The organism is Brevundimonas sp. G8 (genome assembly GCF_902506205.1).
Lineage (GTDB): Bacteria > Pseudomonadota > Alphaproteobacteria > Caulobacterales > Caulobacteraceae > Brevundimonas.
This window is the reverse complement of the sequence record NZ_LR732816.1, coordinates 2,710,970-2,732,058: the sequence shown is the minus strand read 5'-3', so window position 1 is coordinate 2,732,058 and position 21,089 is coordinate 2,710,970. Positions and strand designations below refer to the sequence as shown.

Sequence of the window (21,089 nt, the reverse complement as noted above, 5' to 3'; positions counted from 1 at the left end):
GGCGCGACAGATCGTCCCCCGTGGCGCCGGCTGCACGACCGCACTAGAAGACCGCCCATGACCATATTGATCGCGATCACGGGGGGCTCCGGCTCCGGCAAGAGCACCCTGGCGGAGGCGTTGGTTTCGGCCCTGCCCCAGGGGTCGGCGGTGCTGGTGCGCGAGGACTCTTATTATCGCGACGCCGCCTCCCTCCCCGGCTTCGACGCGGCGACCTTCGACTTCGACGATGTGGCGGCGCGCGATCACGACCTGATGATCGCGGACCTGAAGGAACTGAAGGCCGGGCGCGCGGTGACGGCCCCGGTCTATTCCTTCATCCACCATGGGCGCGAACCGGGCGGCGAACCGATCGCGGCGGCCGAGGTGGTGATCGTCGAGGGCACCCACGTGCTCTGCACCCCCGACCTGACCGCCCTGTTCGACATCCGGGTCTTCGTGGACACCCCGTCCGACATCCGCTTCATCCGCCGCCTGCTGCGCGACCAGACCGAGCGGGGCCGATCGGCGGATTCGGTCGTGGCGCAATATCTGGCCACCGTGCGGCCGGGCCACGAGCGCCTGACCGAACCGTCACGCACCCACGCCGACTTCATCGTCGCCGACGCCACGGCCGCCGTGCGCTTGGAAGACCCCCAGGCCGTGGTGCGTCTCGCGGCACCGGTCCTGGCTCATCCGCTGCTGCAAGCCTTGCTGGACGATTAGAACCAGAGGTCTCTGACGAGTCTCGGCGCTTCGACCGCGACGGCGGGTTGTTCGTCTGGAGGGCTGTCGGCAAGGTCGCTTGCGTCCTGCGCCTCGGCCTTGCGCATCAAGGCCTTGATGCGCGCGCGTTCTGCGGCCTCGGCCTGCTTCTCGATCAGGATGGCGTCCAGCCGGATGTGTTCGATTTCGATTTCCGCGATGAGTCGCTCAATCTCGGCCTCCTCTTCGGGGGTCGGCTTGTGGGGTGGCGGCAAGCCGCGACCAGGCTTTGGACGACGGGGTTTGGGGTGGGCCATGCGGGTCTCCGGACAGGGGTGATCAGCCTCGCGCTTTCGCTGCGAAGTTTATGGAGGGCTGGGCGGAGCGCCGGGCCTTCGCCCGGAGTGTGAGTTTGTAAGTACCGTTTCGACGAAGGGTATGACGCTCCGCGCGGTTGGTTGGCCTGCAAGCTCGGGGCGTCGAGCGGTGGCGGTCTTATCGCCTAACCCCATAAGCCTGCGACGGGTCGGCGGGGTCTGCGAAACCCCGTCCCGAGTGCGATCGAGTATCCCCCTCGACCCTTCGACACCGCTCCATGAGTCGATGTCAGCGCGAGCCGTTTCAGACCCGCTCCCGTTCCATCCGCTCCCGCCGCCGCAAGGTCGCAGGCCAAGCGAGCCCTCCATGCGACGGGACGGGTGTATTATGCGGCGGTTTGACACCGTGGGCAGGAGAAGGGGGACATAATTCGGCAAGCGATTGGATTCGCTGCGAATGGGCCAGCGGCATTGTGATGGCTCAGCATCGTCTCCTCCCCATTTCATGGGGAGGTGGCGCGGCGCTTCTTCAGCGCCGTGACGGAGGGGCCCTGCGACACATCGCAGCCGCCTGTGGGACTTCGAGAGCCCCTCCACCGCTTCGCGGTCCCCCTCCCCACGATGTGGGGAGGAGACGATTGTCAGATCAGTCCCGCCAGCGGCGACGATGGGTCGGCATACATCCGTTTCGGCATCCGCCCGGCCAGATAGGCGTCGCGGCCGGCGATGACGGCGTGTTTCATGGCGCGGGCCATGCGGATGGGGTCCTTGGCGCCGGCGATGGCGGTGTTCATCAGGACGGCGTCGCAGCCAAGCTCCATCGCCAGGGTCGCGTCCGAGGCCGTGCCGACGCCGGCGTCGACTAGGACCGGCACCTTGGCCTGTTCGACGATCAGGCGGACGTTGATGGGGTTCTGGATGCCCAGGCCTGAGCCAATGGGGGCGGCGGCGGGCATGATGGCGGCGGCGCCGGCGTCTTCCAGCCGCTTGGCCATCACAACGTCGTCGGTGCAATAGACCATGACATCGAACCCGTCCTTGATCAGCAGGTCCAGCGCCCGCAGCGTCTCGATCATGTCGGGATAGAGGTGGGCCGTGTTGGACAGCACCTCCAGCTTGACCAGGCTCCAACCGCCCGCCTCGCGCGCCAGGCGCAAGGTGCGGACCGCGTCCTCGCCGGTGAAACAGCCGGCGGTGTTGGGCAGGAAGGTGAAGCGATCCGGCTTCACATAATCGACCAGCATCGGCTGGTTCGGATCGGTCAGATTCACCCGGCGCACGGCCACGGTGACGATCTCGGCGCCCGCTGCCTCGGCCGCCGCTGCGTTCTGGGCGTAGTCGACGTATTTGCCGGTGCCGACGATCAGGCGCGAGTTGAAGGTGCGGCCGGCGACGGACCAAGTTTCGGAGGCTGTATCGGTCATGGGGCTGACCTAGTCCCCCCAGGGCGTCAGGGAAAGCCGTCGTAGCGGGATTTGATCGCGATCAGCCGCCGCCGACGAACTGAACCAGTTCGATGCGGTCGCCCTGAGCCACGGGGGTGGCGGCGTGCAGGGACTTGGGGACGATCTCAAGATTGCGTTCGACGGCGACCTTGCGGGGGTCCAGCGACAGTTCCTCGACCAGAGCCAGAATGGTGGCGGCCTGGACCTGGCGGGGTTCGCCGTTGAGATGGATCTGGTGCACGCGTCTGGTCTCCGGGCGCTAAGAGGCGGACCTCAGATAGAGGCTGGCGCCACGCGACGCCAGACGGCGTACGGCCTCAGCCGGCCTCGAACAGAAAGGCGCCGATCGCCACGGCCACGGCGGCGAAGGCCGCAACGACGGATCTGATCACGATCTTGGCGTCCTGGCGCATCCTCCGCGCTCCTTCAGCCCTGTCCCGACCAGGGACGAATGAGACGAGGAATGCGAAATTTGCGCCATCCACGATGACTGACCTTGCGTAAGGTTCGATGCGGCGACCGTTTGACCCAGGCCCCGCGTCGGCTAAAAGGCCCCTCTTGTGCTGAATCTCGCCAGTGCGATTCCCGGAAACGATTTTCTTCGCCCCATGTCCGACACGCCCGTCATTCATGTGCTGAACGGTCCAAACCTGAACCTGCTTGGGGTTCGGGAACCGGAAATCTATGGCCGCGACACCTTGGCGGACATCGAACAGCGCTGCGTCAAGGCGGCCGAGGGCGCGACCATCGTGTTCCGCCAGACCAACCACGAGGGCGTGCTGGTGGACTGGATTCAAGAGGCGCGCGAAGGCGTGGACGCCCTGATCATCAATCCGGCCGCCTATGGGCACACGTCAGTGGCGTTGCACGATGCGCTGAAGACGCTGTCGATCCCCGTGGTCGAGCTGCATCTGTCCAATCCGGCGGCGCGCGAGGCGTTTCGCCATCACTCCTATGTGTCTTCCGCGGCGACCGGCGTCATCGCCGGCTTCGGCGCGGTCGGCTATGAACTGGCCGTCCAGGCGGCTCTCACCAAGGTGCGGGAACGCGGCTGAGGCCCGTCCCGTTTACTCAAGACCACGAAAGACAAGGCGCAAATCCAATGGCCGATGACAAGAAACACGCCGAAATCGACGCCGCCCTGGTTCGCCAGCTGGCCGACATCCTGAACGAGACCGACCTGACGGAAGTCGAAGTCGAGCGCGGCGATCTGCGCATCCGCGTCGCACGCGAGATCACGGTCAACGCCGCCCCCGTCGCCTATGCGGCCGCCCCGGTCGCGGCTGCTGCGCCCGCCGCCGCCGCTCCGCCCTCCATGCCGTCCGATCCAGCGACCATCGTCGCCCGCGCCGGCGAAGAGGTGAAGTCGCCGATGGTCGGCACCGCCTATCTGCAGGCCTCGCCGGAAGCGCCCGCCTTCATCAAAAAGGGCGACACGGTCAAGAAGGGCCAGACCCTGCTGATCGTCGAGGCCATGAAGACAATGAACCCGATCCAGGCCCCGCGCGACGGCGTCGTGGCGGACATCCTGGTCGGCGACGCCCAACCGGTCGAGTTCGGCGAACCCCTCGTCCTGCTGGAAGCCTAAGCCGTGTTCACCAAGGTCCTGATCGCCAACCGCGGCGAGATCGCGCTGCGCATCCACCGGGCGTGCAAGGAGATGGGCATCTCCACCGTCGCCGTTCACTCCGAAGCCGACCGCGGCGCCATGTGGGTGCGGCTGGCCGACGAAAGCGTCTGCATCGGCCCCGCCTCGGCCGCCAAGTCGTATCTGAACATCCCGTCGATCATCGCGGCGGCCGAGATCACCGGCGCCCAGGCGATCCATCCCGGCTATGGCTTCCTGTCGGAAAACGCCCGTTTCGCCGAGATCGTCGAAGCCCATGGCATGACCTTCATCGGTCCCAAGCCCGAGCATATCCGGGTCATGGGCGACAAGATCAGCGCCAAGCAGACCGTCATGGACGCCGGCATCCCCGTTGTCCCCGGCTCCAAGGGCGAGGTCGAGACCGTCGAGGCCGCGATCGAGGCGTCCAAGGCCATCGGCTTCCCCCTGATCGTCAAGGCGGCGGCGGGCGGCGGCGGACGCGGCATGAAGGTCGCTCTGACGCCTGACGACCTGGTCGAGGCGGTCCAGACCGCCCAGTCCGAGGCCAAGGCCGCCTTCGGCAACGGCGCCGTCTATATGGAGCGCTATCTCCAGAAGCCGCGCCACATCGAGATCCAGGTCATCGCCGACAGCCACGGCAATGTCGTTCACCTGGGCGAGCGCGACTGCTCGCTGCAACGTCGTCACCAGAAGGTGCTGGAAGAGGCCCCCTCGCCCGCCCTGTCGGCCGAGGGTCGCAAGCAGATCGGCGAGACGGTCAACAAGGCCATCGCCGCCATCGGCTATCTGGGCGTCGGCACCATCGAGTTCCTGTGGGAGGACGGCGAGTTCTTCTTCATCGAGATGAACACCCGCCTGCAGGTCGAACACCCGGTGACCGAAATGATCACCGGCGTCGACCTGGTGCGCGAACAGGTGCGCATCGCCGCCGGCCTGCCGCTGTCGTTCACGCAAGAAGACATCAAGTTCCAGGGCCACGCCATCGAGGTGCGGATCAACGCCGAGAACCCCGAGACCTTCACCCCGTCGCCTGGCAAGATCACCGACTTCCACGCCCCCGGAGGCCTGGGCGTGCGTCTGGATAGCGCCATCTACGCCGGCTATTCGATCCCGCCCTATTACGACAGCCTGATCGGCAAGCTGATCGTCCATGGCCGCGACCGCGAGGAGGCCATCGCCCGCCTGAAGCGGTCGCTGAACGAGATCGTCATCGGCGGCGTCGACACCACCATCCCCCTGTTCCAAAAGCTGTTGCAGGAGCCCGACATCCTGTCGGGCGATTACGACATCCATTGGCTGGAGAAGTGGGCCGCCCGTCAGAAGGGCGACGCCTGACAGACCCCGATTTCAGCGCCAGCGGGCCTTTCGGCGGTTTCGGCCCCGAGGACCTGCTGGCCTGTTACGCCCGGGGCGTGTTTCCGATGGCCGAGGCGCGTGACGATCCACGCGTCTTCATCATCGAGCCGAAACAGCGCGGCGTCGTGCCCCTGGACGCCTTCCACATCCCGTCGCGCCTGCGTCGCACCGTGCGGGGCGAGCCGTTCGAGGTGCGGGTCGATACCGCCTTCGAGGCGGTGCTGGACGGCTGTGCGGCGGCGCAAGGGCCGGATCGCGAGGACACCTGGATCAATGGGCCGATCCGGCGGCTGTACGCGGCCCTGTTCGCCATGGGTTTCGTCCACTCCATCGAATGCTGGCGAGACGAGCGGCTGGTGGGCGGCCTGTATGGGGTGTCGCTGGGCGGGGCCTTCTTCGGCGAGAGCATGTTCAGCCGCGAGCGGGACGCGTCCAAGGTGGCGTTGGTGCATCTGGTCGCGCGGTTGCGCAAGGGCGGCTGGACGCTGTTGGACGCGCAGTTCCTGACGGAGCATCTGAGCCAGTTCGGCGCGGTGGAGACGCCGCAGGCGGCCTATCTTGACCGGCTGTCGCCGGCGCTGACGATCAGGCCGGATCAAGCGGCTTTGAGCGGGGCCCTGACCGGCGTCGAGGCGGTGGCCCTGGCCACGGCATAATGGCCTCCGCCTGATCTGTCCGGACACGATATTGGGCCTGTCCCGACAGGTTCGGATTGGCGTTGGCGCCGGGTCTGGCGGTCAATGGCGGCATGACCCAGACCCCACCCCAAGCCCCGCCCCGCTCGACCGTCCTGAGCGAGATGCGAGAGATCGCCGTGACGCTGGTCGCCGCCTTGATCCTGGCGACGGCGCTCCGCATCCTGCTGTTCCAGCCCTTCACCATTCCGTCGTCGTCGATGGAGCCGGGGCTGGTGACCGGCGACTACATTGTGGTGTCGAAATACGCTTATGGCTGGAGCACGGCGTCGCTGCCGTTCAGCCCGCCCATGACGCCGGGCCGGGTCATGGAGCGCGAGCCCCGGCGCGGGGACGTGGTGGTGTTCCGCCTGCCGCGCGATCCGAAACAGACCTGGATCAAGCGGGTGGTGGGCCTGCCCGGCGACACGGTTCAAGTGCGCGGCGGCATGGTCTTCGTCAACGGCGATGCGGTGCGCCAGACCCGGCTTAATGTCGTCGCCGATCATGACGCGCCCCAGCGCTGGGTGCAGCAGGTGCGCGAGACCCTGGCCTACGGGCGGACCTATGTGACCTATGACGGCGGGCCGGACCTGCCGGGCGACGACACACCCCTGCGCCGCGTGCCTTCGGGCCAGTATCTGATGATGGGCGACAACCGCGACAACTCGCTGGACAGCCGCTGGCCGCCTGAGGTCGGGGTGGGCCTGCTGCCCGCCGAGAACATCATGGGTCGGGCCGAGATCGTGTTGGCGTCGTGGAAGCCGGGCGCGGGCCTGTTCAAGCCCTGGACCTGGCTGAACCTTCAGTGGGACAGGTTCTTGGTCCGCATCCGCTAGCGCACGCGGTATTCGTCGAAGCTGACGATGCCGTCGTGGTTGCGGTCCATCCGATCAAAGGCGGCGCGGGTAGGCGGCGAAGATTGCGCCAACGACGGCGCGGCGACGGCGCCCAGGGCGAGGCCCGCGACGGCGGCGGCCAGCAGCGGACGCCAGCCCAAGCGGGGTGCGCGTCGCGTCGTCGATGTCTGGCTCAGTTCGGCGTCGATGAAGCGGCGGATGGCGTCGCTGGCGGTGCGGCCCTCGGCGCGGCAGCGGGCCATGAAGGCGCTCTTGGTCGCGTGGGGCAGTCGGATCTCGACCGTTTCGCTTTTCTTGAGCGGCTTATCGCGATCCATCCTCAGCCTCCTCGCGGCGTGAAAGGTCAGTTCTTACAGCCCACGATCCAGGCGTCGTAATAGGGGTTCTGGATCCCGCTGACGGAGGGCGACGAGGCGAACATCCAGCCGCGGAAGATCTGGCGCGGCGAGGCCTGCTGGCCGCGCGGCTGAAGCGACACGTCGATATAGGCGATGGCGTCCTCGGTCAGTTCGTCCGGGGTCGTGACCTCACAGGCGCGGGCGGCGAAGATCAGGTTGCGGTTGAAGCGGACGGGCCGACCGCCGACCTCGACCTCGAACTTCATGGACTCGGCCGTGACCTTGTCGATGGCCTGGATGACCGCGAACTTGCGACGCTGGCGCCGCGCCGGGGTGTCAGGCTGTTCGATGGCCTTGGTCGCGACGGGCTTCTCGGCCGCGACCTCCTGTTCGGCCTTTTCCTCGACCGCAGCGTCTTCGGCGATGATGACGGTCGGGGGCGGCGTCACGGCGACAGGCGAGCGCGGCGCCGGAGCGCCCGCAGGCGGGGTCTCGGTCGGCACGGAGGGCGTGGTGCGCAGGATGTCGCCGATCGGATCCTGGACCGGGCGCGCATCGCGCGGCGCGTCCTGAAGCACGCTGGCGGTCACCGCGCCGGCGCTCAGCACACCCACGACGGCCGCTGCGCCCAACAGGATGCGGCGCGCTTTCACTCGGGCGTCCAGGCCTGATAGTCGCCGGTCGCGGCCGGACGCTTGGCCTCGTTGGCCAGCGAACCGGGCGGACGCCAGGCCAGGGGCGTGCCGGTCATGTTGGGCAGGTGATCCTTTTCCCAGACGCGACGCGGCAGCGGCTGCTCGGTCGGCGGCAGGTCGAAGGTGTAGTGCAGCCAGCCGTGCCAGTCGGGCGTCACCTTGGACGCCTCGGCATAGCCGTCATAGATGACCCAGCGACGCTTGCGGCCGTCGTAGCTGACGTTGTCGCGGCTCTCGAAATAGCGATTGCCGTTCTCGTCCTGGCCGACGAAGCGACCGCGCTTGGCGATGGTGAAGCGGGTGCCGATTGTGGCGCCCTCCCACCAGCCGAAAATCTTGCTCAACACGTCGTGGAATCCAACCGTAAGGGTTCGCCGAAAAGGGAGGCGGCGTCTGGTGCGGATCATAGAAACCCGCGCCCCCTTCGTCCAGCGTTCAGAAGGGTCAGGTCGAATCGATATCTTGTGGGCAACATGGCCTGAGCACACCAGATGTATTGGCGAAGGGACGCGCGACCGCCTAGGCTGGGCCGAACCTTTCGGAGAGACGCCGCCATGCGCTTTCAATCCGGCTTCGCCGTTCGCGCCGAACGAGTCGCGATGGAGACCCGCGCCGTCGAGCGCCCGGCCAGCGTGCAGCAAGTGCTGGCGCCCGCGGGCTGGTCCGACGCGCAGATCGAGGCCTGGCTGGACTGGGTCGAGGCTGCAGGATTTACGACGCCCATGTCCGGCGACTGGCTGAACGGTGGGGTCGACGCCTGGGCCGAGCGGCTGGCGGCGACGGGCGTGGCCGAGGGCGTATTCGACCAAGCCGAGGCCCCCGCGTTCGCAAGCGAACTTTCAGGCGCATTCAAGCTGGGCCTGGCGGCGCCGGCGGGATCGGAGCCGGTCGCGGCTGGCGTCGTCGATCTGAACGATCCCGGCGCAGGCGCCAGTCTGAGGACGCACAGCGGCAAGCGGGCCGCAGCACGCTTGGGAGCGCAGGCGGCGCAGGCGCTGGCCGAGGCCTTGGCGGGGGTCGCCGATGTGGTGGACCGTTGCGAAGGCCCGCGCGGCGACTGCGGCGATCCCTCTCGCAATCCGGCGCTTGGGCGTGCGGCGGCGCTGGCGCGACGTTGCGGAGCCAGCGACGCCGACATCCTGAGGGCCGTTGATGGCGAACGGCCCGCCATGGCGCTGGAGCCAATGGTCGAGGGCGCGCCCCTGGTCGCCCTGGCGGACCGGACGCAGATCGCGGCGGGCGCGCCGGAGGCCCTGCTGGCGGCGGAAGCGGCGCTGGACGGCGGGCTGATCGTCGCCTTCGATCCGCGCGATGCTGAGACCGCGACGGCGTCTGCGAGCCGGGCCGTCATCGACCTGGACGCCGTGCTGGCGCTGGACGGCGACGCGGCGGCCGATCTGGCGGAGCTGACGCGGTTGCTGACCGTGGCGCTGGACCTTCAGGCGGCGACGCCGGGGGTGATGGCCCTTGGGCTGGACGGGTTGCTGGAGGCCCTGGCGGCGGACAATGATCGCACGGCTCGGGCGCAGGCGTTCGCGGGACTGGTCGCGGCGACGGCGGCCCATACCTCGGCCGAGTTGGCGAGCGTGCGCGGTCTCTGTCCCGACTGGGACGATCTGAAAGGCGCCGCCGCCGAGACTCAAGCCGCGCGGCGCGATGCGTTGAAAGGGCTGACAGACCCCCTCGCCGCCGTGGCGTCGAAAGCCCTGGCGGTCGCGCCCAAGGCGCGGCGGCACTCGGCCATCGGCCTGTTCGTCGAGGATGCTGAGGCGCGGCTGCGGCTGGGCCTGGGCCGGATCGCGGCGGTCGATGTGTTCCAGACGGCGGACGGCGAGATCGGTCGCCGGCTGCACCCTGCCCTGGCGGCGGCGCTGACGGCGGCAGGTGGCGATGTGGAGGCGGCGGAGCGGTGGACGTTCGGGCGCCGCACCCTGGTCGAGGCGCCGGGCATCGACCATGCGTCGCTGCGCGCGCTGGGCTTTACCGACATCGAACTGGCCGCCATCGAGAACGCCCTGGCCTGGGCCGAGGATTTCGACACGGTGTTCGCCGCCCCGGTGCTGGACCCCGGCTTCATCCGCGACGTGCTGGGTGTGGAGGACGGCGACGGCTTGCTGCTGACCCTGTTGGGGGTGTCCGAAGAGGCCGAGACGGCGGCCACGCGCTGGGTCTTCGGTCATGGCGATCTGAGCGACTGGCACGAGGCGCCGACGTCCGTCGCCGGCCTGCTGGCCGATCCGGCGGCGGTCGCAGCCGACCTGCGGCGCGCCATCGAACCGTTCAGCGACCTGGCCGATATCGCGGTCGAACCGATGGACTGGCGCGCCACCTCGGCCCAGGCCGCGCGTCTGCTGAGCCAGGGCGCATTGGACGGTCGTCGCGCCATCCGCCTGGCCCGCGCTGCGCCGCCAGCCGGTCCGCTGCTGTCCTTGCCGAACATCGAGACGGCGCGGGCCGAGCCTGTGCGCGAACCCCCTCGCCCGGTCCCGGCCGAACGGGTCGTCGAACGCGTGATCGAGCGGGAGCGCGCGCGTCGCAAACTGCCCGACCGTCGCAAGGGCTATATCCAGAAGGCCGCCGTGGGGGGCCACAAGGTCTATATCCACACCGGCGAATACGAAGACGGCGAGTTGGGCGAAATCTTCATCGACATGCACAAGGAAGGCGCCGCCTTCCGCAGCCTGATGAACAACTTCGCCATCGCCATCTCCATCGGCCTGCAATACGGCGTGCCGCTGGACGAGTTCGTGGACGCCTTCGTCTTCACCCGGTTCGAGCCGGCCGGGCGCGTCACCGGCAACGACTCCATCAAGTCCGCGACCTCGATCCTGGACTACATCTTCCGCGAGCTGGGCGTCTCCTATCTGGACCGCGACGAACTGGCCAACGCCGGGACGGACGATCTCAATGCCGATGGCCTCGGTGATGGAAAGCCCGACGCCAACGAGGCCGTGCCCGCCGCCCGGTTCATCTCCAAGGGGTTCGCGCGCGGATCCGCGCCCGACAATCTGGTCGTCCTGCCCTTCGGCAAGAAGGTCGAGCCCGAGCCGCGCCATATGGCTGACAGCGAGGCCGTCGCCTGCCCCGCCTGCGGTGATTTCAGCCTGCAGCAGCGTGGCGCCGCCTGGGTCTGCGACACCTGCGGGGCGGCCCCGGCGCTGAAGGGCGGAGATCAGGGGTAGGTTAAGGGTTATGGCCTAGGGTTTGCTGCAAGACGATCAAACGTCGGAGCCCGGTCCATGAAACGCACACTTTCCGTCGGCCTGATCGCCGCCCTGCTGGCCGTCGCCGCGCCCGCCCTGGCCCAGAACGCGGGCCAGATCGCTAGCGTGAAGCGCGGCGCCGCCTGCCCCGGCTGCAACCTGTTCCAGGGGGACTTCTCGGGGCTGGAGGCGCGGGGCCTGAACCTGTCGGGCGCACGTCTGCGTCAGGCGGACCTGAGCCTGAGCGTCATGAACCGCACGCGGTTTTCCAACACCGACATGCGCGACGTCGAGGCCTATGGCGGGGTCTTCTCCGGCTCGAACTTCTCGCGCGCCAACCTGACCAACGCCAGTTTCGTGGGCGCCTATCTGGAGGGCGCAAGCTTCGCCGGCGCGACCTTGTCGGGAACCAATCTGTCAGGCGCCCAGCTGACGCGGGCCACCGGCCTGACCCAGGGCCAGTTGAACCAGGCGTGCGGCGACGAGTCGACCGTCCTGCCGCGTGGGCTTCGCATTCCCGCCTGCTGAGGGTCGCGGACCTTGCCTGGATTTCATGAAGTTACCTCGATTTAAGTAGGTATGGCAGGGGTTTCGGGGCATTCAGGTCTCGTGAAACAGATCGCTGAACATATCCGGTTCCGACCCGCCCTGGCCCTGCTGGCCCTGGGCGCGGCGCTCGTCGCGTCGCCGGCCTTCGCCGGGGTCGAGATGTCGATGCAGGACCGCGACGTCGCCCGTTCGGTGTCGTTGGGCGGATCGTGCAACCGCTGCGAACTGTCGGGCCGCAACCTGTCGGGCGCCACCTTCACCGGCGCCAGCTTCATGAACGCCACCTTGGTTGGGGCCAATCTACGTGGCGCCGAGATGATGGGCTCCAACTTCACCGGCAGCGACTTCAGCCGCGCCAATCTATCGGGCGTCGAGATCGTCGGCGCCAACTTCACCTCGGCCAACTTCACCAGCGCCGTCCTGGTCGGGGCCGAGGCGCAGGGGTCCTCCTTCGTCCGCGCCAATCTGAGCCGCGCCGACCTGTCGGGCGGCGAGATGCACGGGGTGAACTTCAACGGCGCGACCCTGGCCGGCACCAACTTCTCCAACAGCGAACTGTTCGGGGCGACGATCACCAATGTCCGCGCGGCCGGCGCCAACTTTTCCAACGCCGAGGTCAACGCCTCCAACCTGTCGGGCGGCGACTTCTCGAACGCCGACTTCTCGAACGCCAGCCTGGATGGGGCGCGACTGAGCGGCGCGACCTTCTCCCGCGCCAATTTCAGCAACGCCTCCCTGCGCCGCACAGACATCCGGGGCGCCGACCTGTCGAGCGCGCGCGGCCTGTCCCAGGACCAGATCAGCGAGGCTTGCGGCGACGGCTCGACCCGCCTGCCCGGTCGCCTGACCGCTCAGGCCTGCCGCAGCAGCTCGATCCGCATCATCCGCTCGCCGCCCGCCCCTCCGGCGCCGCCGCGCGTGCGCAACTTCGTCAACGCCGGGAACTGAACGGCGCGTTGACGAGGGCCGTTTCTGCGCCCTGACGCCCGGCTTTCCAAACTCCCCCATCCCCATCCCTCTCCCTTTGGGAGAGGGCTTGAGCGCCCAAGAACGTCAGCGATCGGTCTTGCGCGAAAGGGTGAGGGGTTACGCTGTGCGACGCCTTTCACACCATACCCCCTCATCCGGCTCTACGAGCCACATTCTCCCCATGGGAGAAGGGCAAAGCAAAACGGCCCCCGGATCACTCCGAGGGCCGCTCTGTTACGCTTACTCTTTTGGTCGGCCTATGCTCGCCTCGCGGAGGCTCGCGGCTTGAGGCCGTCTTACTATTCGACGATCTTGGCGACGACGCCGGCGCCGACGGTGCGGCCGCCTTCACGGATGGCGAAGCGCAGGCCCTGGTCCATGGCGATCGGGGTGATCAGCTCGACGTTCAGCTCGGCGTTGTCGCCCGGCATGATCATCTCGACGCCTTCCTTCAAGTGAACGATGCCGGTCACGTCCGTCGTGCGGAAGTAGAACTGCGGGCGATAGTTCGTGAAGAACGGGGTGTGACGACCGCCTTCTTCCTTGGTCAGGATGTAGGCTTCGGCCAGGAACTTGGTGTGCGGCGTGATGGAGCCCGGCTTGCACAGCACTTGGCCGCGCTCGACGTCTTCACGCTTGGTGCCGCGCAGCAGGACGCCGACGTTGTCACCGGCTTGACCCTGGTCCAGCAGCTTGCGGAACATTTCGACGCCCGTGCAGGTCGTCTTCTGGACCGGACGGATGCCGACGATCTCGACTTCCTCACCGACCTTGACGATCCCCTTCTCGACGCGACCCGTAACCACGGTGCCGCGGCCCGAGATCGAGAACACGTCCTCGACCGGCATCAGGAAGGGCAGGTCGAGCGGACGCGCCGGCTGCGGGATGTAGTCGTCCACAGTCTGCATCAGTTCGAGAACGCGCTGTTCGCCGATTTCCGGGTTCACGCCGTCGGTCGCGGCCTTGGCCGAGCCCTTGGTGATCGGAATGTCGTCGCCGGGGAACTGGTACGACGAAAGCAGCTCGCGCACTTCCATCTCGACCAGCTCGAGCAGTTCTTCGTCGTCGACCAGATCGACCTTGTTCATGAAGACCACCAGGGCCGGCACGCCGACCTGACGGGCCAGCAGGATGTGCTCACGCGTCTGCGGCATCGGGCCGTCGGCGGCCGAAACCACCAGGATCGCGCCGTCCATCTGCGCCGCGCCCGTGATCATGTTCTTCACATAGTCGGCGTGGCCGGGGCAGTCGACGTGGGCATAGTGACGGTTGGCCGTCTCATATTCCACGTGCGCGGTGTTGATCGTGATGCCGCGGGCCTTTTCTTCCGGCGCAGCATCGATGTCGGCGTAGTTCATCGCCTTGCCGCCGCTCGCCTTGGCCAGCGCCATCGTGATCGCAGCCGTCAGCGTCGTCTTGCCGTGGTCAACGTGGCCGATCGTGCCGATGTTGCAGTGCGGCTTGTTCCGTTCGAACTTTTCCTTGGCCATGGCCAAACTCCTGATGGCCCGGGTTGAGGGGCGCGATGCTGATCAAAAAACCTGGAGCGGGTAGACGGGATCGAACCGACATCCTCAGCTTGGAAGGCTGCTGCACTACCATTGTGCTATACCCGCGCGGAGACTGCGGAAGTTCTTTGGAACGCCGCAGCCGGTTCCTCTCCGTCGTCCTGATCCGTCGTATCCGTCAAGGCGCGTGGTGGGGGAAGAAGGACTCGAACCTTCGAAGCTTACGCAGGGGATTTACAGTCCCCCCCCTTTGCCACTCGGGACATTCCCCCAGCGCGCCTTGTCGAACCGTCGGACCCCTCGTTTCCGCTATAAAGAAGCGGGACGAAACAAAAGCCTTCGGCTTGTCGCCTCCTCTAGGATAGAGGGTGCGCCCAGACCCGAAAGCCCGTGGGGCTCCAAATCGGAGGGCGTCTTATAGTGTCGTCGAAAACAGAACGCAACGACCGGAGAAGCGGTAAAAAACCGGCCTTCGGAAACCGGCCTGAGGGGCCGCGCGACAAGGGTCAAAAGTCCGCTCCGCAAGGGTTTGGCGGGCGCGACGATGCGCCCCGCCCGCCTCGCGCGCCGGATCGGAGCAAGTCGGACGCCGATAATTTTCTGTGGGGCCGGCACCCGGTCCTGGCCGCTTTGGCGAATCCCGCGCGTCGCGGCACGGGTCGCCTGCTGGCCACGGCCGAGCGCGCCGCCGAGATCGAAGAGGGCAAACTGGCCAACGGCCACAAGATCGAGGTGGTCGAGGTCCAGGCCCTGACCCGGATGCTGCCCCCCGGCGCCGTGCACCAGGGCCTGGCCTTCAAGGTCCAGCCGTTGGAAGGCGTGTCGCTGGATGAGCTGGCCGATCCGGCGCAAGGGATCATCGTCATGCTGGATCAACTGACCGATCCCCAGAACGTCGGCGCCATCTTCCGCTCGGCCCTGGCCTTCGGCGCGCGGGGAATCATCGTCCAGGACCGTCACGCTCCCGCTCTGGCCGGCGCCCTGGCCAAGGCGGCGGTCGGCGCGACCGAACGCCTGCCCCATGCCCGGGTGACCAACCTGTCGCGCGCGCTGGAGCGTCTGGCCGATCTGGGCTGGCGCGCCGTGGGTCTGGACGGAACGGGCGAACAGACATTGGAAGAGGCGCTGGATCGCCAGCCCACCGTACTGGTCATGGGCTCCGAGGGCGACGGCATCCGCCGCCTGGTCGCCGAACATTGCGACGTTCTGGCCAAGATCCCCATGCCGGGCGGATTCGAGAGCCTGAACGTCTCAAACGCCGCCGCCGTCGCGCTTTATGAGGCGGCGCGCGCGCAACGCGGCTGACAGAAGGTCGCACCGGCGTTAGAGAGCGGAAATGGAATTTTTCTCGTCTCCCGAATTCGCCAGCCAGGCCACGGCTCTGGGCCAGGTCCTGCTGATGGATCTGGTCCTCGCCGGCGACAACGCCGTCGCCGTGGGTCTCGCCGCCGCCGCCCTGCCCCAGGACCAGCGCAAGAAGGCCATCCTGATCGGCCTGGCCGCCGCCGTGGTCATGCGCATCGGCTTTGCCCTGATCACCGTCCAGCTTCTGGCTCTGGTCGGCCTGCTGCTGGCGGGCGGCCTCTTGCTGCTGTGGGTCTGCTGGAAGATGTGGCGCGAACTGCAGGAGCAGCGCACGCATAACCAGGCGGAAGCCGAGGCCGAGCTTCAGTTGGCCATGAGCATCGAACACGGCACAGGCCCATCGCCCGAGGAATTGGGCGTCAAGCGCAAGACCTTTGGCGCCGCCCTGCTGCAAATCATGGTCGCCGACATCACCATGTCGCTGGACAATGTGCTGGCTGTCGCCGGAGCCGCGCACGAGCATCCGTGGATCATGGTCTTTGGCCTGATCCTGTCGATCGCTCTGATGGGCGTCGCCGCCACCTATATCGCCAAGCTGCTGCACCGCTTCGCCTGGATCGGCTATATCGGCCTGGTCGTCGTGCTGTATGTCGCCCTGCACATGATCTGGGACGGCGCGCGTCAGGTGGTGGTCCGCACCGGCCATATGGAAGAGTTCAACGCCTCGGCCCCGGCCTTCCTGGAAATCGGTGAGAAGGAAGCCGCCAAGCACCTGGGGCAAAAGCGCACCGAGGACAGCCCGACCCCGGCCCCCGCCGCGCCGACCGCGCCTGCCCCGGCGCCCGCGACATGACGGTCGCCACGGTCACGGTCGAGGAGGCCGCCGCCTGGCTGCAATCGGGCGAGGCGATCCTGATCGACGTGCGCGAGCCGGATGAGTTCGCCGCAGCCCGCATCGACGGCGCGATCCTGGCACCGCTCAGCCAGATGCCCGCCGCCTGGGAGGCGCTGGACCTGCCCGCCGACAGGAAGATCATCGTCCAGTGCCTGAAGGGCGGCCGCAGCCACCAGGTCTGCGCCTTCGTCGGCCCGACCGGCCCCGAAGGACAACCGCTGTTCAACCTGACCGGCGGCATCCAGGCCTGGCACGCGGCTGGCCTGCCAGTGGTGTTCGCCGAATAGGCCTGATCAGAGGCCCCTCAGCCACCCCGTGACGGAAATTCGGTCCGCGGCCGCCGACAGAGCGACCTGGGTCACCGAATGAGGCGTCGGCACCTTCAGCAGGTTCAGGGTGTTGAAGCGCGGCGTGAAGGCCTCGGCCACATTGCCGTCGGTTCCGTGGAAGGCCAGCAGGCCACCCCACTCGATCCGCCAGGCGGGCGTCAGGTTCAGCACATAGGCGAAGAAACGGTTCTTGCCGTCTGCATGGTCGTCATGCTCGGTCAAGAAATGTCCGGCGCGATAGCGTGTCAGTTGGGCGTCGGCCAGGGCGATGCGCGGCTCGCCGGTCACGTCCCGCATCAGGTTCAGGAAGGCCTCGCCGTTCAGGAAGGCCAGCAGATCGGACCACACCGGCGCCGCCTGCCCCGCCTCGACCAGATCGTAGATGGGGTGGTTGTCGTACAGATACTGAAAGTCGGTCTGGGCCGAGACCTGCACCGCCTGCCCCAAGGCCTGTTTCTGTCCCGGCTGCAGCGACGACAGCCAGGCGGCGGGCAGATCGACATGCCCCGTCCCGCGCCGGGTCACGACATTGTAATCGGCGGTCGTCGCCGCCTCATACAGGCCTTGAGCGTCGGCCGGGGCCAGGACGCCGTCGATCTGCGTCCGGCCTGTGCGCGCCAATCGCTCGCGAATCGCGGCGCGACGTTCGTCGTTCGGGGGCGTCAGGGTCGGCGTCATCGCATATCCCCCACCCGCCCGATCAGGCGTCCGCGCCGCCGAAGCGTTCGGACCATTCCGCCACCTGGGCGTCCTCGATCTTGGCGAACAGCACGCCCTGGGCGGCGACCGGCTGACCGACGGTCAGCACGTTCAGCACATCCTCGTCCGCGCCGGGCCAGCTCAGGTCGCTGGCGCCCACCGAGGCGGCGATCTTCTCGGCCGAGAACGGCAGGATCGGCGCCGCCAGACGCGCGAAAAGCGCCACCAGGTTCAGGCCGGTGCGAACGCCCACGGCCGCGCGGTCACGGTCGGTCTTCAGCGCGGTCCAGGGCGCCGCGACCTGCAGATATTCGTTGCCCAGCACCCAGACGGCGCGCAGGGCCTGGGCCGCCTTCCTGAACTCCATGGCCTCGAACTGTTCGGTCGCCTCGGCGATGCCCGCCTTGATGTCGGCCTCAAGCTGGATCTCCACCGGCCCGGCCTCGCCGCCCTCGGGCACGACACCGTCGAACTTCGACTCGGCGAACTTGACGATTCGGTTGACGAAGTTGCCCAGCACATCGGCCAGGTCCTTGTTGGTCGAGGCCTGGAAATCCTCCCACGTGAAGGCCGAATCCGCATGTTCCGGGCCGTAGGCCGTCAGGCGCCAACGCCAGTAGTCGGCCGGCAGCAGCTCCAGCGCCTGATCCATGAAGACGCCGCGCTTCTGGCTGGTCGAGAACTTGCCGCCATACCAGTTCAGCCAGTTGAAGGCCTTCAGTTGGTCCACCGTCTTCCACGGTTCGCCCGAGCCAATGATGGTCGCGGGGAACGACACAGTGTGGAAGGCCACGTTGTCCTTGCCCATGAACTGGACATAACGAACGTCCTCCGCCCCCTCGTCCAGACGCCACCAGTCGCGCCAGGTGTTGCCCGTCGCCTCAGCCCATTCCTCGGTCGCGGCGATATATTCGATGGGGGCGTCGAACCAGACGTAGAAGACCTTGTCCTCCATGCCCAGACGCGGGAATCCGTCCTTCAGCACCGGCACGCCCCAGGCCAGGTCGCGGGTGATGCCCCGGTCGATCAACCCCTCGTCCAGATGCTTGTAGGCGATGGACTTGGCCAGCAGCTGCCAGCCGCTCTTGCCGTCGACCCAGGCGCGAATCTCGGGCTCGATCTTCGTCTGCAACAGATAGAGGTGGCGCGTATCGCGCACCTCCAGATTCCTCGACCCCGACACCGACGAATAGGGATCGATCAGGTCGGTCGGGTCCAGCAGGCGTCCGCAGTTGTCACACTGATCGCCGCGCGCGCCGACATGGCCGCAGTGCGGGCAGGTGCCCTCGACATAGCGATCGGGCAGGAAGCGGGCGTCGTCGATCGAATAGATCATCCGATCCACCCGTTCCTCGATCAGGCCGTTCTTCTCCAGCGCTTCGGCGAAATGCTGCGTCAGGCGATGGTTCTGCGGGTTGGAGGAGCGGCCGAACCAGTCGTAGCTCAGGCCGAACGCCTGACCGGCGGTCTTCTGGATTTCGTGCTGCTCGTCGCAATAGGTCCGCACGTCCTGACCGGCGGCGGCGGCGGCCAGTTCGGCCGGGGTTCCGTGCTCGTCCGTGGCGCAGATATAGAGGACCTCATGACCCTGGGCTCGCTTGAACCGCGCCAAGACGTCGGCCGGCAACATTGAGCCCGCCAGATTCCCCAGGTGCTTGATGCCGTTGATGTAGGGCAGCGCCGAGGTGATGAGGATGCGGGCCATGATCGTCCAGGAGTTCGGGGGAGCGCAGGGATATAGAGCGGCGGCGCCGTTTCCTCAAACACCTTGCGGCAAACGCCGCGCCACCCGCACGAAACGCCCCGTCAGCAGGGTCGAAGACGCCAGACTGGCGATCACCACCGCCCAGACCAGGCCGTCGATGCCCATCTGGTGCGCAAGCACCCAGCCCAGCGGCATCATCACCGCCCCATAGGCGGCGAAATGCATGATAGTGGGCCACCACACATCGCCCGCCGCCCGGTTCGCCTGGGCCGCCACGACCTGGATGCCGTCCGCCACGAAGAACAGGGTCGCCAGAACCAGGGCCGGCGCCGCAATGGCCAACAGGGCCGGGTCGCGGTTGTAGGCCCCGACGATCAGATGCGCGCTGGGCCAGACCAACAGCGCCACGACCAGGGTCATGGCCGTGACCACTCCCAACCCGACCAGACCGGCTCTCAACACCCCTCGCCCGTCGCCGGCGCCATAGCTGCGTCCAACCAGCACCGCCGTCGCCGAAGACAACCCCATGGGCAACATGAAGACGATGGCCGAAACGTTCAGCACCACCGCCCAGGCGGCCGTCTCCGCCGTGCCGATCTGGCCGGCGAAGAAGGTGAAGCCGGAAAAGGCCCCGACTTCGATGAAATAGGACGCACCGGCGCCCAGGCCGACCTTGACCTGTTCGCGCGCCGCCTTGGGGTCGCGCTCGGGCTTGTCGAAAATGCCCAGCGACCGCGCCTCGGGCAGGCGCAGGATGTAGATCACCAGGAAGATCGCCAACGCCGCCCGCGCGCCGAACGTCGCCCAGGCCGAGGCGAAGGCGCCGTCGAAACCGATGCCCAGAAGGTCCGGCACCAGTGCGATGTTCAGCGCCAGATTGACCCCGTTCGCCACCCACATGGCGACCATGCCGGGCTTGGGTCGGCCCAGGGCCTCCAGGAAGAACTGCCCCGTCACCGAGATCAGATAGAAGGGCATGGACAGGGCGAACACGACCAGGGCCGGACCCGCGCCTTCCGCCAGTCCGTCCTCAAGCCCCAGCTTGCCCAGCCCCCAGGGGCCGATGGCGATCAGGGCGATCATGGAAATCACGCCGATCTGAAGCGAATAGGTCATGCCCCGACGCAACACCGAGCCGACGGCGTGCCGACGCCCCTCGCCCAGCATGCGCGCCGTCATCACCTGTACGCCCAGCATCAGGCCCACCGCCGTCGTCACCACGATCGACGTCGGCGCCCAGGCCAGCGAGTGGAACGCCAGTTCCTTGCTGGAGAAGTTGCCCACCACGATGGCGTCGGTCAGACCCATGGTCATGATGCCGATCCGCGCCAGAATCACCGGCCATGCCAGGTTGAGCAGGTCGCGGAAGGCGGAACGGGTCTGGGGGCTGAGCGCGATCATCGGAGGCGGCACAGGCCACGCGGACCCGCCGGGGTCAACTCCCAAAAACTTTGTGGGTTTGGCCCTACCAGGCGCCCAGTTCGCGAAGTTGCCGCACCAGCTCCTCCGGCGCCTCGCCCGCATCCAGCTCGGTCATATCCACCGGCGCATCCTTGGGCTCGAAATAGCGCCAGCCCTGGAACGGGCGTCGCGCCATCGGCGCGGTGCGGACGACCCTGGGCTCCAGCGTGATCTCGCAGCGGCTTTCTTTACCCTCGCCCAGGGTGGCGATGTCCAGCACGCGCTGACGGCAAACGATGGTCCCCTTCACCACCCAATACAGCGACCCGCCGTCCTCGATTTCCGACGCGCGTTTCGGCGTCATTCGCGTGTGGACCACCAGCGGCCCGCCCTTGGCGGCGCGGGTCTCCAGCCATTCGACGTCCGGCACTCCGACGCCCAGTTTGATCATGTGAAGCGGCATTGGCCCCACGTAGTGACCCTTAGGCGCATTGGCCAGATTCTTAATCTACAGGGCCCAGGATGATTGAGCGCCGCCTCCCCTCGTC

The 21,089-nt window shown here is 67.4% G+C and carries 23 protein-coding genes and 2 tRNA genes; 12 read left to right on the top strand and 13 right to left on the bottom strand.

Annotated features, from left to right (window positions below):
• Nucleotides 1-57 precede the first annotated feature (57 nt).
• Nucleotides 58-705, top strand: coding sequence for a uridine kinase (udk, locus tag CHRYSEO8AT_RS13160; protein WP_135193024.1), 648 nt, complete (start codon nucleotides 58-60; stop codon nucleotides 703-705).
• Here udk and CHRYSEO8AT_RS13155 read toward each other — a convergent pair.
• The 3 genes from CHRYSEO8AT_RS13155 to thiS form a co-directional block, all read right to left on the bottom strand.
• Entirely contained in the window at nucleotides 702-1,001 is a 300-nt protein-coding gene (locus CHRYSEO8AT_RS13155) for a hypothetical protein (RefSeq protein ID WP_159850718.1), read from the bottom strand. The genes udk and CHRYSEO8AT_RS13155 overlap by 4 nt on opposite strands.
• Nucleotides 1,002-1,642: 641 nt before the next feature.
• Nucleotides 1,643-2,425: a thiazole synthase gene (locus CHRYSEO8AT_RS13150; RefSeq protein WP_159850716.1), complete on the bottom strand. Its 783-nt coding sequence runs from the start codon at nucleotides 2,423-2,425 to the stop codon at nucleotides 1,643-1,645.
• Nucleotides 2,426-2,486: 61 nt separating this feature from the next.
• A complete protein-coding gene (gene thiS, locus CHRYSEO8AT_RS13145) occupies nucleotides 2,487-2,687 on the bottom strand; it encodes a sulfur carrier protein ThiS (RefSeq protein ID WP_135193027.1) in 201 nt (66 codons plus the stop codon).
• Between the two features lie 367 nt (nucleotides 2,688-3,054).
• Here thiS and aroQ point away from each other — a divergent pair, with 367 nt between their 5' ends.
• From aroQ to lepB, 5 genes are all read left to right on the top strand, one after another.
• Nucleotides 3,055-3,501 carry a type II 3-dehydroquinate dehydratase gene (gene aroQ / locus CHRYSEO8AT_RS13140; protein WP_159850714.1) on the top strand — a complete coding sequence of 149 codons (447 nt, stop codon included), beginning with the start codon at nucleotides 3,055-3,057 and terminating at the stop codon, nucleotides 3,499-3,501.
• Between the two features lie 47 nt (nucleotides 3,502-3,548).
• On the top strand, nucleotides 3,549-4,034 hold the full coding sequence (gene accB, locus CHRYSEO8AT_RS13135) for an acetyl-CoA carboxylase biotin carboxyl carrier protein (protein ID WP_159850712.1): 486 nt from the start codon (nucleotides 3,549-3,551) through the stop codon (nucleotides 4,032-4,034).
• 3 nt (nucleotides 4,035-4,037) lie between these two features.
• Complete coding sequence (gene accC / locus CHRYSEO8AT_RS13130; protein ID WP_159850711.1) at nucleotides 4,038-5,390, top strand: acetyl-CoA carboxylase biotin carboxylase subunit; 1,353 nt, start codon at nucleotides 4,038-4,040, stop codon at nucleotides 5,388-5,390.
• Nucleotides 5,387-6,067: a leucyl/phenylalanyl-tRNA--protein transferase gene (aat, locus tag CHRYSEO8AT_RS13125; RefSeq protein ID WP_159851743.1), complete on the top strand. Its 681-nt coding sequence runs from the start codon at nucleotides 5,387-5,389 to the stop codon at nucleotides 6,065-6,067. The genes accC and aat overlap by 4 nt, the downstream gene beginning before the upstream one ends.
• 92 nt (nucleotides 6,068-6,159) lie before the next feature.
• Nucleotides 6,160-6,924, top strand: a complete 765-nt coding sequence (lepB, locus tag CHRYSEO8AT_RS13120) for a signal peptidase I (protein ID WP_159851742.1) — start codon at nucleotides 6,160-6,162, stop codon at nucleotides 6,922-6,924.
• Here lepB and CHRYSEO8AT_RS13115 read toward each other — a convergent pair.
• The 3 genes from CHRYSEO8AT_RS13115 to CHRYSEO8AT_RS13105 are packed head-to-tail and all read right to left on the bottom strand — an operon-like array spanning nucleotide 6,921 to nucleotide 8,325.
• Entirely contained in the window at nucleotides 6,921-7,262 is a 342-nt protein-coding gene (locus CHRYSEO8AT_RS13115) for a hypothetical protein (RefSeq protein WP_159850709.1), read from the bottom strand. The genes lepB and CHRYSEO8AT_RS13115 overlap by 4 nt on opposite strands.
• 26 nt (nucleotides 7,263-7,288) lie before the next feature.
• Nucleotides 7,289-7,936 (bottom strand): DUF2155 domain-containing protein, encoded by a 648-nt coding sequence (locus CHRYSEO8AT_RS13110; protein ID WP_159850707.1) that lies wholly within the window; start codon nucleotides 7,934-7,936, stop codon nucleotides 7,289-7,291.
• Complete coding sequence (locus tag CHRYSEO8AT_RS13105; protein WP_159850705.1) at nucleotides 7,933-8,325, bottom strand: NADH:ubiquinone oxidoreductase subunit NDUFA12; 393 nt, start codon at nucleotides 8,323-8,325, stop codon at nucleotides 7,933-7,935. Before CHRYSEO8AT_RS13105 ends, CHRYSEO8AT_RS13110 begins: the two co-directional genes overlap by 4 nt.
• A gap of 207 nt (nucleotides 8,326-8,532) precedes the next feature.
• On the opposite strand from CHRYSEO8AT_RS13105, the gene CHRYSEO8AT_RS13100 reads away from it, so the two are divergent.
• From CHRYSEO8AT_RS13100 to CHRYSEO8AT_RS13090, 3 genes are all read left to right on the top strand, one after another.
• A complete protein-coding gene (locus CHRYSEO8AT_RS13100; RefSeq protein ID WP_159850703.1) occupies nucleotides 8,533-11,160 on the top strand; it encodes a TSCPD domain-containing protein in 2,628 nt (875 codons plus the stop codon).
• A 57-nt stretch (nucleotides 11,161-11,217) separates the two neighbouring features.
• On the top strand, nucleotides 11,218-11,709 hold the full coding sequence (locus tag CHRYSEO8AT_RS13095; protein WP_159850701.1) for a pentapeptide repeat-containing protein: 492 nt from the start codon (nucleotides 11,218-11,220) through the stop codon (nucleotides 11,707-11,709).
• An 81-nt stretch (nucleotides 11,710-11,790) separates the two neighbouring features.
• On the top strand, nucleotides 11,791-12,678 hold the full coding sequence (locus tag CHRYSEO8AT_RS13090) for a pentapeptide repeat-containing protein (RefSeq protein ID WP_159850699.1): 888 nt from the start codon (nucleotides 11,791-11,793) through the stop codon (nucleotides 12,676-12,678).
• A 320-nt stretch (nucleotides 12,679-12,998) separates the two neighbouring features.
• On the opposite strand, the gene tuf is transcribed toward CHRYSEO8AT_RS13090, so the two are convergent.
• From tuf to CHRYSEO8AT_RS13075, 3 genes are all read right to left on the bottom strand, one after another.
• A complete protein-coding gene (gene tuf / locus CHRYSEO8AT_RS13085) occupies nucleotides 12,999-14,189 on the bottom strand; it encodes an elongation factor Tu (protein WP_135195311.1) in 1,191 nt (396 codons plus the stop codon).
• 52 nt (nucleotides 14,190-14,241) lie between these two features.
• A tRNA-Gly gene (locus tag CHRYSEO8AT_RS13080) sits at nucleotides 14,242-14,315 on the bottom strand.
• Between the two features lie 80 nt (nucleotides 14,316-14,395).
• A tRNA-Tyr gene (locus CHRYSEO8AT_RS13075) sits at nucleotides 14,396-14,479 on the bottom strand.
• Nucleotides 14,480-14,627: 148 nt separating this feature from the next.
• On the opposite strand from CHRYSEO8AT_RS13075, the gene rlmB reads away from it, so the two are divergent.
• Genes rlmB through CHRYSEO8AT_RS13060 form a run of 3 tightly spaced genes read left to right on the top strand, consistent with a single transcriptional unit; the run spans nucleotide 14,628 to nucleotide 16,694 of the window.
• Complete coding sequence (rlmB, locus tag CHRYSEO8AT_RS13070; RefSeq protein ID WP_159850697.1) at nucleotides 14,628-15,512, top strand: 23S rRNA (guanosine(2251)-2'-O)-methyltransferase RlmB; 885 nt, start codon at nucleotides 14,628-14,630, stop codon at nucleotides 15,510-15,512.
• 31 nt (nucleotides 15,513-15,543) lie between these two features.
• Nucleotides 15,544-16,365 carry a TerC family protein gene (locus CHRYSEO8AT_RS13065; protein WP_159850695.1) on the top strand — a complete coding sequence of 274 codons (822 nt, stop codon included), beginning with the start codon at nucleotides 15,544-15,546 and terminating at the stop codon, nucleotides 16,363-16,365.
• Nucleotides 16,362-16,694, top strand: coding sequence for a rhodanese-like domain-containing protein (locus CHRYSEO8AT_RS13060; RefSeq protein WP_159850693.1), 333 nt, complete (start codon nucleotides 16,362-16,364; stop codon nucleotides 16,692-16,694). The genes CHRYSEO8AT_RS13065 and CHRYSEO8AT_RS13060 overlap by 4 nt, the downstream gene beginning before the upstream one ends.
• 6 nt (nucleotides 16,695-16,700) lie before the next feature.
• On the opposite strand, the gene CHRYSEO8AT_RS13055 is transcribed toward CHRYSEO8AT_RS13060, so the two are convergent.
• From CHRYSEO8AT_RS13055 to CHRYSEO8AT_RS13040, 4 genes are all read right to left on the bottom strand, one after another.
• A complete protein-coding gene (locus CHRYSEO8AT_RS13055; RefSeq protein WP_159850691.1) occupies nucleotides 16,701-17,414 on the bottom strand; it encodes a 2OG-Fe(II) oxygenase family protein in 714 nt (237 codons plus the stop codon).
• Nucleotides 17,415-17,436: 22 nt separating this feature from the next.
• Nucleotides 17,437-19,140, bottom strand: coding sequence for a methionine--tRNA ligase (gene metG / locus CHRYSEO8AT_RS13050; protein ID WP_159850689.1), 1,704 nt, complete (start codon nucleotides 19,138-19,140; stop codon nucleotides 17,437-17,439).
• 54 nt (nucleotides 19,141-19,194) lie between these two features.
• Entirely contained in the window at nucleotides 19,195-20,541 is a 1,347-nt protein-coding gene (locus tag CHRYSEO8AT_RS13045) for an MATE family efflux transporter (RefSeq protein ID WP_159850687.1), read from the bottom strand.
• A gap of 64 nt (nucleotides 20,542-20,605) precedes the next feature.
• Entirely contained in the window at nucleotides 20,606-21,004 is a 399-nt protein-coding gene (locus tag CHRYSEO8AT_RS13040) for a DUF1489 family protein (RefSeq protein WP_201304437.1), read from the bottom strand.
• Nucleotides 21,005-21,089 lie beyond the last annotated feature (85 nt).

Excerpts from the sequence above, each read along its gene's own strand:
- udk (WP_135193024.1), top strand. The coding sequence starts at position 58 with ATGACCATATTGATCGCGATCACGGGGGGCTCCGGCTCCGGCAAGAGC.
- CHRYSEO8AT_RS13155 (WP_159850718.1), bottom strand. The coding sequence starts at position 1,001 with ATGGCCCACCCCAAACCCCGTCGTCCAAAGCCTGGTCGCGGCTTGCCG.
- CHRYSEO8AT_RS13150 (WP_159850716.1), bottom strand. The coding sequence starts at position 2,425 with ATGACCGATACAGCCTCCGAAACTTGGTCCGTCGCCGGCCGCACCTTC.
- aroQ (WP_159850714.1), top strand. The coding sequence starts at position 3,055 with ATGTCCGACACGCCCGTCATTCATGTGCTGAACGGTCCAAACCTGAAC.
- accB (WP_159850712.1), top strand. The coding sequence starts at position 3,549 with ATGGCCGATGACAAGAAACACGCCGAAATCGACGCCGCCCTGGTTCGC.
- lepB (WP_159851742.1), top strand. The coding sequence starts at position 6,160 with ATGACCCAGACCCCACCCCAAGCCCCGCCCCGCTCGACCGTCCTGAGC.
- CHRYSEO8AT_RS13115 (WP_159850709.1), bottom strand. The coding sequence starts at position 7,262 with ATGGATCGCGATAAGCCGCTCAAGAAAAGCGAAACGGTCGAGATCCGA.
- CHRYSEO8AT_RS13100 (WP_159850703.1), top strand. The coding sequence starts at position 8,533 with ATGCGCTTTCAATCCGGCTTCGCCGTTCGCGCCGAACGAGTCGCGATG.
- CHRYSEO8AT_RS13095 (WP_159850701.1), top strand. The coding sequence starts at position 11,218 with ATGAAACGCACACTTTCCGTCGGCCTGATCGCCGCCCTGCTGGCCGTC.
- tuf (WP_135195311.1), bottom strand. The coding sequence starts at position 14,189 with ATGGCCAAGGAAAAGTTCGAACGGAACAAGCCGCACTGCAACATCGGC.
- CHRYSEO8AT_RS13065 (WP_159850695.1), top strand. The coding sequence starts at position 15,544 with ATGGAATTTTTCTCGTCTCCCGAATTCGCCAGCCAGGCCACGGCTCTG.
- CHRYSEO8AT_RS13060 (WP_159850693.1), top strand. The coding sequence starts at position 16,362 with ATGACGGTCGCCACGGTCACGGTCGAGGAGGCCGCCGCCTGGCTGCAA.
- CHRYSEO8AT_RS13055 (WP_159850691.1), bottom strand. The coding sequence starts at position 17,414 with ATGACGCCGACCCTGACGCCCCCGAACGACGAACGTCGCGCCGCGATT.
- metG (WP_159850689.1), bottom strand. The coding sequence starts at position 19,140 with ATGGCCCGCATCCTCATCACCTCGGCGCTGCCCTACATCAACGGCATC.
- CHRYSEO8AT_RS13045 (WP_159850687.1), bottom strand. The coding sequence starts at position 20,541 with ATGATCGCGCTCAGCCCCCAGACCCGTTCCGCCTTCCGCGACCTGCTC.
- CHRYSEO8AT_RS13040 (WP_201304437.1), bottom strand. The coding sequence starts at position 21,004 with ATGCCGCTTCACATGATCAAACTGGGCGTCGGAGTGCCGGACGTCGAA.